The sequence below is a fragment of the Kitasatospora sp. NBC_00039 genome, from assembly GCF_045160625.1.
Classification (GTDB): domain Bacteria; phylum Actinomycetota; class Actinomycetes; order Streptomycetales; family Streptomycetaceae; genus Kitasatospora.
Genome location: NZ_CP108289.1, coordinates 6,129,234 through 6,141,802 on the forward strand (window position 1 = coordinate 6,129,234; position 12,569 = coordinate 6,141,802).

Here is a 12,569-nt window from a genome sequence, read left to right on the forward strand (position 1 = left end):
TCAGGTTAGGCGGCCCGGGGCGCTCCGGCGTCCGACCGGGGGCTGGATCCGGCGGTAGTACCCCGGTATGACAGGCGGGTCTCAGTGCCGCCAGTCACCGGCCAACGCGGGCCCCAGCTGGTCGAAGTAACGCCCGATCAGGGCGATCATGCCCTCCGGGCCGGACTCCTCCTGGTCGGCGGTCCAGGACAGGTGGGCCGCGCGCAGCACGCTGCCGAAGACGGCGGCGATCACCGTGGGGCGCAGGTCCTCGGCCGGGTCCAGGCCCTCGCGGGCCGCGATCACCTGGGCGACCACCCGTTCCTGCTCGGTGACCCGGCACAGGTGGGCGGCGAGCAGGGTGGGTGACTCCTCGATCATCGCGATCAGCTCCAGCGCGCTGGTGACCGAGCCGGGGCCGGTGTGCAGCGGGGAGCCGAGCTCGCGCCAGGACTCGACGATGGCGGCGCGCAGCGCCTGGATCGGGTTCTCCGCGGCGGGGCGCCGGCGCAGCCGGTCGATGAAGTAGTCCTCGGCGTCGGCCAGGACGGCGAGTGCGACCTCGTCCTTGTTGGCGAAGTAGCGGAAGAAGGTGCGCTGGGAGACGTCGACGGCGGCGGCGATCTCGTCCACGGTCGTCCGGGCGAAGCCCTGGCTCAGGAAGAGCCGGTGGGCGGCCTCGATCAGGGCGTCCCTGGTCTGCTGCTTCTTGCGCTCGCGCAGGCCGGGGCCGGTGCCGTCGGCGGTCCCGCCGCGGCCGGCGGTTCTGCCGGCCGCCGGGGTGGTGGCGGCGGGCGGGGGCTGAGCGGCCATGGCGGGGCCTTCCGGGCGGTGGGTGCGGCTGGGGTGCAGGAGCACAACTGTAGCGGTCTGACAAATGTCAGTGACGGACACTAGTCAGCGTTTGCCGAATGACAGTCGCTGACATAATCTCCCCGACGTGGCGCCCTACGGCCGGGTAACTCGTGGGGACGGGTGGCCGGGGCGCCACACCCATGCCCGTTGTTCCGCCGCAATGCCCCCGGAGGGCCCAGATGAGCCAGTCCGTCGTCAAGAGCGCCAGGGCGGACGTGCCGCCGCAGCGCAAGCCTCCGTCCGGGGGCCGCCTCCAGGGGCACCCCTGGCTGACCCTGCTGACCGTCGCCGTCGGCGTGATGATGGTCGCCCTGGACGGCACGATCGTCGCGATCGCCAACCCCGTCATCCAGGCCGACCTCAAGGCCGCGCCCTCCGAGATCCAGTGGGTGACCAGCGGCTACCTGCTGGCCCTGGCGGTCTTCCTGATCACCGCAGGCAAGATCGGGGACCGGTTCGGCCACAAGAACACCTTCCTGGTCGGTGCCGTCGGCTTCGCCGCCACCTCGGCCGCGATCGGGTTCGCCACCAACATCCAGATGGTGATCGCCTTCCGGGTCCTCCAGGGCCTGTTCGGCGCGCTGCTCCAGCCGGCCGCGCTCGGCCTGCTGCGCGGGGCTTTCCCGGCCGAGAAGCTCAACATGGCGATCGGCATCTGGGGCGGTGTGATCGGCGCGTCCACCGCGGCCGGCCCGATCGTGGGCGGCCTGCTGGTCGAGCACGTCAACTGGGAGTCGGTGTTCTTCATCAACATCCCGGTCGGCCTGATCGCGCTGGCCCTCGGCATCTGGATCCTCAAGGACGTCCGGGCGGAGAACGCCGCCAAGTCCTTCGACATCCCCGGCATCGTGCTGCTCTCGGTGGCGATGTTCGCGCTGGTCTTCGGCATCATCAAGGCGCCCGAGTGGGGCTGGGGCGAGACCCGGACCGTGCTCTTCCTCGGCGGCGCGGTGGTCCTGATGGCGCTCTTCGCGTTCTGGCAGAGCAAGGCCCGCGAGCCGCTCATCCCGCTCAGCCTGTTCCGCTCGCTTCCGCTCTCGGCCGGCACCCTGCTGATGGTGCTGATGGCCTTCTCGTTCTTCGGCGCGATCTTCTTCGTGACCTTCTACCTGCAGAACGTGCACGGGATGTCGCCGGTCTCGGCCGGCGTCCACCTGCTGCCGATGACCGGCATGATGATCGTCGGCTCGCCGCTGGCGGGCCTGGCCATCGGCAGGCTCGGCCCGCGGATCCCGATCGTGGCCGGCATGCTGATCACCACCGCCGCGATGTTCGGCATGTCCACCCTGGACGCGGGCTCCGGCACCGGCGTGATGTCGCTCTGGTTCGTCCTGATGGGCCTCGGCATCAGCCCGGTCATGGTCGGCGCCACCGAGGTGATCGTCGGCAACGCCCCGCTGGAGCTCTCCGGCGTCGCCGGCGGCCTCCAGCAGGCCGCGATGCAGGTCGGCGGCAGCCTGGGCACGGCCGTCCTGGGCGCGCTGATGGCCGCCAAGGTCACCGACGTGCTGCCCGGCAACTGGGCCAGGGCCGGACTGCCGCCGGTCGAGAGTGCCCAGGCCGAGGGCCTCAACCAGGCCGCCCAGCTCGGCATCGCCCCGCCGGCCCCGCCCGGCACCCCGCAGCAGGCCGTCGACGCGATGGCCGGCGCCGTCCACGACTCCTTCGTCAGCGGGATGTCGCTCGCCTTCGCGGTTGCCTCCGTGGTGGCCTTCGCGGCGGCCCTCCTCGGCCTCCTCACCCGCCGCGGCGCCACCGACGCCGGCCCCGCCGTGCACATCTGACCCCGCCCCGCGGTACGCGGGCGGCCCCGGACTCCACCGAGTCCGGGGCCGCCCGCGTACCGGGACGCTCCGACGGGCCCGGGAACGGCGAAGGGCCGGACCTCCGGGTGGAGGTCCGGCCCCTCAGGGTCCGGCTGCCGGTCAGGCGTCGCCGCCGGCGGCGCCCGGGTCGGCGGCCGCCACGTCGAGCAGCTGGTAGCGGTCGATCGCGTCCTTCAGGGCGCTGCGGTCGACCTTGCCCTGCTTGGCGAGCTCGGTGAGCACGCCGAGGACGACCGACTGGGCGTCGATGTGGAAGAAGCGACGGGCCGCGCCACGGGTGTCGGCGAAGCCGAAGCCGTCGGCGCCCAGCGACTGGTACTGGCCCGGCACCCAGCGCGAGATCTGGTCCGGCACCGCGCGCATCCAGTCGGAGACGGCGACGAACGGGCCCTCGGCGCCCTGGAGCTTCTGCGTCACGTACGGGACGCGCTGCGGCTCCTCCGGGTGCAGGAGGTTGAACTCCTCGGCCTCCACCGCGTCGCGGCGCAGCTCGTTCCAGGAGGTCGCGGACCAGACGTCGGCCTTGACGTTCCACTCCTCGGCGAGGATGCGCTGGGCTTCCAGGGCCCACGGCACCGCCACGCCGGAGGCGAGGATCTGGGCCGGGATCTGGCCGGCGGCCGCCGGGGCGTACCGGTGCAGACCCTTGAGGATGCCCTCGACGTCGACGTTCTCCGGCTCGGCCGGCATCTTGATCGGCTCGTTGTAGACGGTCATGTAGTAGAACACGTCCTCGCCGTGCGGGAACTCCGCGGACGAGCCGTACATCCGCCGCAGGCCGTCCTGGACGATGTGCGCGATCTCGAAGCCGTACGCGGGGTCGTACGCGACGACGCCCGGGTTGGTCGAGGCCAGCAGCTGCGAGTGGCCGTCGGCGTGCTGCAGGCCCTCACCGGTCAGGGTGGTGCGGCCGGCGGTGGCGCCGATCACGAAACCGCGGGCCAGCTGGTCGGCCATCTGCCAGAACTGGTCGCCGGTGCGCTGGAACCCGAACATCGAGTAGAAGACGTAGACCGGGATCAGCGGCTCGCCGTGGGTCGCGTAGGACGAGCCCGCGGCGATGAGCGAGGCGGTGCAGCCGGCCTCGGAGATGCCGTCGTGCAGCATCTGCCCGGTCGGCGACTCCTTGTACGCGAGCAGCAGCTCGCGGTCGACCGACTCGTAGGTCTGGCCGAGCGGGTTGTAGATCTTCGCCGACGGGAACAGCGAGTCCATACCGAACGTGCGGTACTCGTCCGGGGCGATCGGCACGAAGCGGTTGCCGATGCCCTTGTCGCGCATCAGGTCCTTGAGCACCCGGACGAACGCCATGGTGGTGGCGATGGTCTGGTTGCCGGAACCCTTCTTGACCGCCTTGTACGCGTCGTCGCCCGGGAGCTCCAGCTTGCGCGGCCGCACCTTGCGGGTCGGCACGTAGCCGCCCAGCTCCTTGCGGCGGTCGTGCATGTACTGGATCTCCTCCGAGTCACGGCCCGGGTGGTAGTAGGGCGGGTAGCCCTCCTCCAGCTGCTTGTCCGTGATCGGGATGTGCAGGCGGTCGCGGAAGCGCTTGAGGTCCTCGACCGTCAGCTTCTTCATCTGGTGGGTCGCGTTGCGGCCCTCGAAGTTGGGGCCGAGCGTCCAGCCCTTGACCGTCTGCGCGAGGATGACCGTCGGCTGGCCCGTGTGCTCGCGCGCGGCCTTGAACGCCGCGTACACCTTGGCGTGGTCGTGACCGCCGCGGCCCAGGTGCTGGATCTGCTGGTCGGTCATGTTCTCGACCATCTTGCGCAGCCGCAGGTCGCCGCCGAAGAAGTTCTCGCGGATGTACGCGCCGGTCTCGGTGGCGTAGGTCTGGAACTGGCCGTCCACCGTGGTGTTCAGCTTGTTCACCAGGACGCCGTCGCGGTCCTGCGCGAGCAGCGGGTCCCAGCTGCGGTCCCAGACGAGCTTGATCACGTTCCAGCCGGCGCCGCGGAACTGCGACTCCAGCTCCTGGATGATCTTGCCGTTGCCGCGGACCGGGCCGTCCAGACGCTGCAGGTTGCAGTTGACCACGAAGGTCAGGTTGTCCAGGCCCTCGCGCGCGGCGAGCGACAGCTGGCCCAGCGACTCCGGCTCGTCCATCTCGCCGTCGCCGAGGAAGGCGTAGACGTGCGAGTCGGAGGTGTCCTTGATGCCCCGGTGCTCCAGGTAGCGGTTCATCCGGGCCTGGTAGATCGCGCCGAGCGGGCCGAGGCCCATCGAGACGGTCGGGAACTCCCAGAAGTCCGGCATCAGCCGCGGGTGCGGGTAGCTGGAGAGGCCGTACGGGGCCTTCGACTTCTCCTGGCGGAAGGCGTCGAGCTGCTGCTCGGTCAGTCGGTCCAGGAGGAACGCGCGGGCGTAGATGCCGGGGGAGGCGTGACCCTGGAAGAAGATCTGGTCGCCGGACTCGCCCTCGGCGTCCTTGCCGCGGAAGAAGTAGTTGAAGCCGACGTCGTAGAGCGACGCGGAGGAGGCGAAGGTGGCGATGTGGCCGCCCACGCCGATGCCCGGGCGCTGGGCGCGCGAAACCATGACGGCCGCGTTCCAACGGGTGGCGTTGAGGACCTTGCGCTCGATCTCCTCGTTACCGGGGAAGAAGGGCTCGTCCTTGGTGGCGATGGTGTTGACGTAGTCCGTGCTGCGCATCTCGGGCACGGCGACACGCTTCTCGCGGGCGCGCTCGATCAAGCGGAGCATCAGGTAGCGGGCACGCTCGCGCCCCCGCTCGTCGATGGCCGCGTCAAGCGACTCCAGCCATTCCGCGGTCTCCTCGGGATCGAAGTCCGGGACCTGACTCGGAAGGCCGCCAATGATGATCGGGTTGCGATCGGATCCGGAAGCCACGCTGTTCCTTCACTGTCGGTCGAAACTTAGGTGTGTCGCGCCGCCTCCATCGTGCTACCGCGCTCGGAGATCCGTCATCTCTACCGATCGGTAACCGTTCCGCCTGGTGGGCGGTACGGTCTGGCGGAGTGCGGGACAGGCGCTGTTGCCTGCGCCGCGCACCACCGGGTGTTACGAAAAGAGGTGGTCCGACCTGGTTGCCCGACCGTCCGATGGCGGACGGTCGGGGTGAGGGCCAACAGGAGACTCTACGCCCGCGCACGCGCGGACCCGAATGCCGTTCGCATCTCGGGCACGCGTACGGCCTGTGGACCGGGACCACCCGAAGCATCCTTGTCTCACGCAGAGAAGGGCAAATCGGTGTGATTCGCGACACCTCGACCGGCGTGTCCCCCTGCGACACGTCAACCTTTGGAGGGGATCGGGGGTCGGGTACTTGCGCGAACCGCCGCGCCCGTGTGGACTACGGCCACAGCCTCGGCATGGATGCCGGGCCGAATACTGGAGGTTATTCCCGTGAGCGCGACCGCGGACCCCGCGGACAAGTCCAACCCGGCGCACCGTCTCGGTTTCGAGAAGGACCAGATCATCCAGGAGCTGGGGTACGACGACGACACTGACCAGGAACTCCGCGAAGGCATCGAGGAGCTCACCGGGACGGATCTCGTCGACGAGGACTACGACGACGTCGCCGACGCCGTCCTGCTGTGGCACCGCGACGACGACGGGGATCTGACCGACGCCCTCGTCGACGCCCTGGAGTACCTGGCCGAGGGCGGCCTGATCTGGCTGCTGACGCCCAAGACCGGCCGCGACGGTCACATCGAAGCCTCGGACATCGCCGATGCGGCGCGGACGGCCGGCCTCTCCCAGACCAGCTCGATCGCGATCGCCAAGGACTGGGCCGCCACCCGTCTGGCGACCAAGGCCACCAAGGCGGGCAAGCGCTGAGCGCCCCGCGGAGCTGAGCCGCGAACCAGGACCGGGCCCCGCTGGAGGAAGCTCCAGCGGGGCCCGGTCGTTTCACCTTCCCGGCTGGAGACCCTGCCGGTGAGTGCGTTCGCCCAGGGCGAAAGTGACCGCCCCGGACGAGGGCGCCCTCACCCGTTCGGCCGAATCGGTGCAAACGGATGCGAGGATGTCGCTCGCCGCGCCCGCCGCGCGGCCCCGTCGCGTCAGAAAGGTCCCACCATGGCCATCGAGGTCGGCACCGAGGCTCCGGACTTCGAGCTGAAGAACCAGCACGGCGAGCTGGTCAAGCTCTCCGACTTCCGGGGCGAGAAGAACGTCGTCCTGGTCTTCTACCCGTTCTCCTTCACCGGCGTCTGCACCGGCGAGGTCTGCGCGATCCAGAAGGAGCTGCCGCGGCTGCAGAACGACGACGTCCAGGTGCTCGGCGTCTCCAACGACTCGCCGTTCACCCAGCGCGTCTTCGCCGAGCAGGAGGGCCTGGACTACCCGCTGCTCTCCGACTTCTGGCCGCATGGGGAGGTCTCCCGCGCCTACGGCGTCTTCAACGAGGAGAAGGGCTGCGCGGTCCGCGGCACCTTCGTGATCGACAAGGCCGGCGTGGTCCGCTGGAGCGTCGTCAACGACCTCCCGGACGCCCGTGACGAGCAGGAGTACCTGAAGGTCCTCGGCTCGCTCTGAGCCCGCCTTCCGCCCCCCGCGGGCCCGGTCCGGCCGAGAATTCGAACAGCCACGCCGGGCCCGTTCCCTGCCCAGGACGGGAACCCGGCACTACGATCGGTCCGTTGGCTGGTCAGAGGCCCGGGGGCAACCGCCGCCGACGCCTTGGACCGCACCACGGGGGCACCACGGCGTGCCTCCCGATTCTTGGAGGACAAGTGGGTGTCAGCCTGAGCAAGGGCGGCAATGTCTCGCTCACCAAGGAGGCCCCCGGCCTGACCGCCGTGGTCGTCGGCCTCGGCTGGGACGTCCGTACCACCACCGGCACGGACTTCGACCTGGACGCCAGCGCCCTGCTCTGCAACGACCAGGGCAAGGTCGGCACGGACGGCAACTTCGTCTTCTTCAACAACCTGAAGAGCCCCGACGGCTCGGTCGAGCACACCGGCGACAACCTGACCGGTGAGGGCGAGGGCGACGACGAGCAGATCAAGGTCAACCTGGCCGGCGTTCCGGCGGACGTGTCCAAGATCGTCTTCCCGGTGTCCATCTACGACGCCGAGAACCGGACGCAGAACTTCGGCCAGGTCCGCAACGCGTTCATCCGCGTGGTGAACCAGGCCGACAACAAGGAGCTGGCCCGGTACGACCTCTCCGAGGACGCCTCGACCGAGACCGCGATGGTCTTCGGCGAGCTCTACCGCAACGGTGCCGAGTGGAAGTTCCGCGCCATCGGCCAGGGTTACGCCTCCGGCCTGCGCGGCATCGCCCAGGACTTCGGCGTCAACGTCTGAGCCCGGGGCGGGCCCCGGAGGCCTGACGCAGCACCACCGGCCGGGGCGGCCGCCGACGTGAGACGTCGGCGGCCGCCCCGGCTTCGCGTTGCCCCGGCGCACTGGAAGGATAGGAGTTCAGGAAGTTCAGCCGGCCGGAAGAGGCCGGGCGGGGCCACGGGGGAATAGACCTAGATGCGCCCCGGGAGGCAAAGGGAGGAAGGACAGCCATGAGTGTCACGCTCGCCAAGGGTGGAAACGTCTCGCTCACCAAGGCCGCGCCGAATCTGACGCAGGTGCAGATCGGCCTCGGCTGGGATGCCCGCTCGACCACCGGGGCGCCGTTCGACCTCGACGCCAGCGCGCTGCTCTGCTCGGGAGGACGGGTGCTCGGCGACGAGTACTTCGTCTTCTACAACAACCTGAAGAGCCCCGAGGGCTCGGTCGAGCACCAGGGCGACAACCTCACCGGCGACGGCGACGGCGACGACGAGGTCGTCCTGGTCAACCTGGACCTCGTCCCGCCGCAGGTGGACAAGGTGGTCTTCCCGGTCTCGATCTACGACGCCGAGTCGCGGCTGCAGAACTTCGGCCAGGTGCGCAACGCCTACATCCGCGTGGTCAACTCCGTGGACGGACAGGAGATCGCGCGCTACGACCTCTCCGAGGACGCGTCCAGCGAGACCGCGATGATCTTCGGCGAGCTGTACCGCTACGCGGGGGAGTGGAAGTTCCGGGCAGTGGGCCAGGGGTACGCCTCGGGCCTGCGCGGTATTGCCCTCGATTTCGGCGTAAACGTACAGTAAAGGCGCGAAACTCGCCTGCTGCGCTTCGGCCGCAGGCGGCGCCATGAACTCGAAAGGTAACCAAGTCCCGTGTTCCTCCGCACATTCGGCTGGTCATTCGCGATCACCGTCATCGGGCTGATCGCAGCCGGCCTGCTCTGGGGAGCCGAGGGATTCGGCATTGTGCTGATCCTCTCCATCCTGGAGATCTCCCTGTCGTTCGACAACGCGGTGGTCAATGCCACGGTGTTGAAGCGGATGAACCCGTACTGGCAGAAGATCTTCCTCACCGTCGGCGTGCTGATCGCCGTCTTCGGTATGCGGCTGATCTTCCCGCTGCTGGTTGTCGGCCTCACCGCGCACCTCAACCCGGCTACGGTCATCGACCTCGCGCTCCACTCGGACGCGACGTACGAGGGCATGACGTACGCCCAGTACCTGGAGGCCGCCAACCCGGCCATCGCGGCCTTCGGTGGCGTCTTCCTGCTGATGATCTTCCTCGACTTCATCTTCGAGGAGAAGGACTACAACTGGCTGGCCTGGATCGAGCGTCCGCTGGAGAAGGTCGGCAAGCTGGAGGCCTTCTCGACGGTCGTCGCGCTGGTCACGCTGCTGCTGGCGTCCAACTTCTTCGCCGGTGAGCACGCCGAGACGGTGCTGCTCGCGGGTGTGCTCGGCCTGGTCACCTACCTCGTCGTGAACGGGCTCTCCTCGGTCTTCGAGGCGGGCCTGGAGGAAGAGGCCGAGGAGGAGGAGAGGGCCGAGAAGAGCGGCAAGTCCATCGTCCAGGTGGGCGGAAAGGCCGCGTTCTTCCTCTTCATGTACCTGGAGGTTCTGGACGCGTCGTTCTCCTTCGACGGCGTCGTCGGCGCGTTCGCGATTTCCAGCGACATCTTCCAGATCACCCTGGGCCTCGGCATCGGCGCGATGTACATCCGCTCGCTGACCGTCTTCCTGGTCCGCAAGGGCACCCTGGACGACTACGTCTACCTGGAGCACGGCGCGCACTACGCGATCGGCGCGCTCGCGGTGATCCTGATGGTCGGCATCAAGTACCACATTCCGGAGATCGTCACCGGCCTGATCGGCGTCGCCTTCATCGGTCTCGCCCTCGGGTCGTCGATCCTGCGCAACCGGCGCGAGTCCGCCGACGGCGACGGAGGCGAGGAGCGGGAGCTGGTGAGCACCGGCAAGTAACACCTTGGCCCAGTCCGGCCCGCAGCGCCCCGGTGGCGTTCGGACGGAAGCGGAACGGCCGCCCCCTTCGAGAGGAAGGGGGCGGCCGTTCCGCGTGTTCGGGGCTCTGCCCCGCAGTGCTGAAGGCCTAGCCCAGCTGCTGCTCGATGGCGCGCAGCTTGCGCTCCAGCGAGTCCAGCTTGGGCATCGACAGGGTGTCGTCGTCGGCCGTCAGGTCGATGGCCGAACTGCGGTACGACGAGGAGGAACTGCTGCTGCCGCTGCCCGTGCTGCGGTACGACGACTCGTCGGAGGACCCGTACGAGGAGGACGACCCGTAGGAAGAGGACGAGCCGTACGTGGACGAGCCGAGCGAGGAGGCCGAGCCGTACGCGGACGAGCCGAGCGAGGAGGAGCCGACGGCGGCGCGCGGGCGGCGGCCGGCGTCCAGGGCGCTCATCGGGGCGTGCTCCAACGCGGACGAGGTGTTCTCGGAGGCGGCAGCGTCAGCGGCTAGGGCAGGCTCCGTAGTGCTCGGGCCGTCTCCGGCAGCGGTGAGCGCGGGCACCTGGCGGCCGCCGCGGGCCCGGGCGAGCATGCCGCCCTGGCGCGAGATGGCCTTGAGCTCGGCGCGCTCCCGGCGGTCGGCGCTGCGGGCACGCACCTTGGCGTCCAGCTTCGCCTGGCGCTCCTCGCGCACCTCCTCGACCGCCTCGTCCAGGCTGCGGACGTTCTCCAGCAGCATCAGCGACCAGGCGGCGTAGGTCTCGCGGGGGGCGCGCAGCCAGCGGACGATGCGGATCTGCGGCAGCGGACGCGGGACGAGGCCCTGCTCGCGCAGCGCGGCCTTGCGGGTCTGCTTCAGCGCCCGGTCGAACAGGATCGCGGCCGAGATCGACATGCCGGAGAAGAACTGCGGGGCACCGTCGTGCGACACGCCACGCGGGGCGTGCACCCAGTTGAACCACGCCGAGGCGATCGCGAACACCCAGACCAGCAGACGCGAACCGAGCGCCGCGTCACCGTGGCTGGCCTCGCGCACGGCGAGCACCGAGCAGAACATCGCCGCGCCGTCCAGGCCGAACGGGACGAGGTACTCCCAGCCGTTGGACAGGCCCAGGTTCTCCTTGCCGAAGCCCACCAGGCCGTGGAACGACAGCGCGGCCGCGACGCCGGCGCAGCAGAACAGCAGGACGTAGGAGGAGATCCCGTAGATCATCTCCTTGCGCCGGCGGCGCTCCTCGCTGCGCTCCCAGGAGTCGCCCGACTCCTCGGTCCTGCCGGTGTTCTTGAAGCGCAGCGTCGCCACCAGGATGGCGGTGAACAGCAGGGCTGCGCCGCCGATGACGGTCCAGACCAGCTGTATGGAGGTCAGGTTCATTGCGGGTCGGGCCTCGGGTTTCCGCAGGGGACAGGTCACAGTGGACACAGGCGGTCAGGTTCCGTCCCCGGGACCGGGCCTGACGGTGCGTCTTTGCTGTCGGCGCGTTCGCCTCACCCGGGCAAGGGGCGGGCGGGACACCTGTGCGGCTAGACGATATCGCGTCCGAAGGGGCGGCATGTTACGGGAGTCGGGGTTCCCCCCGCCAACCGACCCGCCGGTGCCGGCTGTCGGGGCGTGGCGGGTGTTCGTGTCGGCGGCTGTCCGGGCGTGCCGGTTGTTCGTGGTGGTGGCCCTCCGTGGCGGCGGCCGGTGTTCGGGGTATGGGGCTGGGTAGGGAGTCCGCCGGGTGGGAAGTCCGGCTTTCCGGCCGGCGGGCTGATGCCCGATCATGGAGCGGTGGACCGCCAGATCGACTGGCGGGACCAGGGGAGGACTGGGATGGCCTCGATTTGGGAGTACCTGCGCGGGGAGCGGAACACCCTCGACCCGGGCGGGCAGCACAAGATCACGCTCACCAAGTCGACTCCGCAGCACGCGATCACCGGGGCCGCGGCCACCACCGGGTACCTCTACGTCAACCTGCACTGGACCACCCGGATAGGGGCTCCGCGACCGTCCGGCCGGGACACCCTCAAGCGTTGGCTCAGCCCGCGCATCCTCAGCCCGATGGAGCCGGACTCCCAGCAGTCCGCGCAGCTCAACGTCGACCTCGACCTCGCCTGTCTGTACGAACTCTCCGACGGCAGCCGGGGCGTGGTGCAGCCGCTCGGCGGCTACTTCGGCGACCTCCAGCGCGCGCCCTACGTCAAACTCAGCGGGGACGACCAGTACGGGGCGCCGTCCGGCGAGACGATGTACGTCAACCTGGAGAAGAAGGAGCAGTTCAAGCGGCTGCTCATCTTCGTCTACATCTACGACGGCACGCCGGCGTTCGAGCAGGCCAACGCGGTGGTGACGATCGTGCCGCAGACCGGCCCGCGGATCGAGATCAAGCTGGAGGAACGGGCGGCTGCGGCGCGCTCCTGCGCGGTGGTGCTGATCGAGAACACCGGGGACAACACGCTGACCGTCCGGCGCGAGGTGCGGTACGTCAACGGGTTCCAGGCGGACATCGACCGGCTGTACGGCTTCGGGATGCAGTGGCAGCGCGGGTACAAGAACGCTTCGGGGCCGGAGTAGACGGAGCAGTCGGAGCGGCGGGAGCAGTCGGGGGCGATTGGGAGCGAGCGGGGGCGCTTGGGGGCAGTCCGACGGCGGGCGGGGACGGCTGCGGGTGGTCGCGGGACCGTGAGTACCGGGAGGGTGGTACGTC

At 69.6% G+C, this 12,569-nt stretch carries 10 protein-coding genes; 7 read left to right on the top strand and 3 right to left on the bottom strand.

From position 1 onward, the window contains the following. Nucleotides 1-81: 81 nt before the first annotated feature. Nucleotides 82-792 carry a TetR/AcrR family transcriptional regulator gene (locus OG286_RS27245; protein WP_396319605.1) on the bottom strand — a complete coding sequence of 237 codons (711 nt, stop codon included), beginning with the start codon at nt 790-792 and terminating at the stop codon, nt 82-84. A gap of 221 nt (nt 793-1,013) precedes the next feature. On the opposite strand from OG286_RS27245, the gene OG286_RS27250 reads away from it, so the two are divergent. Beyond that, nucleotides 1,014-2,618, top strand: coding sequence for an MFS transporter (locus OG286_RS27250; protein WP_405359710.1), 1,605 nt, complete (start codon nt 1,014-1,016; stop codon nt 2,616-2,618). A 141-nt stretch (nt 2,619-2,759) separates the two neighbouring features. Here OG286_RS27250 and aceE read toward each other — a convergent pair whose 3' ends face one another. Further along, a complete protein-coding gene (gene aceE / locus OG286_RS27255; protein WP_396319603.1) occupies nt 2,760-5,510 on the bottom strand; it encodes a pyruvate dehydrogenase (acetyl-transferring), homodimeric type in 2,751 nt (916 codons plus the stop codon). 516 nt (nt 5,511-6,026) lie between these two features. Here aceE and OG286_RS27260 point away from each other — a divergent pair. The 5 genes from OG286_RS27260 (at nt 6,027) to OG286_RS27280 (ending at nt 9,894) form a co-directional block, all read left to right on the top strand. Continuing rightward, nucleotides 6,027-6,461, top strand: coding sequence for a DUF3052 domain-containing protein (locus OG286_RS27260; RefSeq protein WP_396319602.1), 435 nt, complete (start codon nt 6,027-6,029; stop codon nt 6,459-6,461). A gap of 240 nt (nt 6,462-6,701) precedes the next feature. Further along, entirely contained in the window at nt 6,702-7,160 is a 459-nt protein-coding gene (locus OG286_RS27265) for a peroxiredoxin (RefSeq protein ID WP_396319601.1), read from the top strand. A gap of 197 nt (nt 7,161-7,357) precedes the next feature. Further along, a complete protein-coding gene (locus OG286_RS27270) occupies nt 7,358-7,933 on the top strand; it encodes a TerD family protein (RefSeq protein ID WP_396319600.1) in 576 nt (191 codons plus the stop codon). A gap of 209 nt (nt 7,934-8,142) precedes the next feature. Then, nucleotides 8,143-8,718, top strand: coding sequence for a TerD family protein (locus OG286_RS27275; RefSeq protein WP_396319599.1), 576 nt, complete (start codon nt 8,143-8,145; stop codon nt 8,716-8,718). Nucleotides 8,719-8,787: 69 nt separating this feature from the next. After that, complete coding sequence (locus OG286_RS27280; protein ID WP_396319598.1) at nt 8,788-9,894, top strand: DUF475 domain-containing protein; 1,107 nt, start codon at nt 8,788-8,790, stop codon at nt 9,892-9,894. A gap of 127 nt (nt 9,895-10,021) precedes the next feature. Here OG286_RS27280 and OG286_RS27285 read toward each other — a convergent pair whose 3' ends face one another. Beyond that, nucleotides 10,022-11,254, bottom strand: coding sequence for a DUF2637 domain-containing protein (locus tag OG286_RS27285; protein ID WP_396319597.1), 1,233 nt, complete (start codon nt 11,252-11,254; stop codon nt 10,022-10,024). A gap of 441 nt (nt 11,255-11,695) precedes the next feature. Here OG286_RS27285 and OG286_RS27290 point away from each other — a divergent pair, with 441 nt between their 5' ends. After that, a complete protein-coding gene (locus OG286_RS27290) occupies nt 11,696-12,436 on the top strand; it encodes a Tellurium resistance (RefSeq protein WP_396319596.1) in 741 nt (246 codons plus the stop codon). The last annotated feature ends 133 nt before the right edge of the window (nt 12,437-12,569 follow it).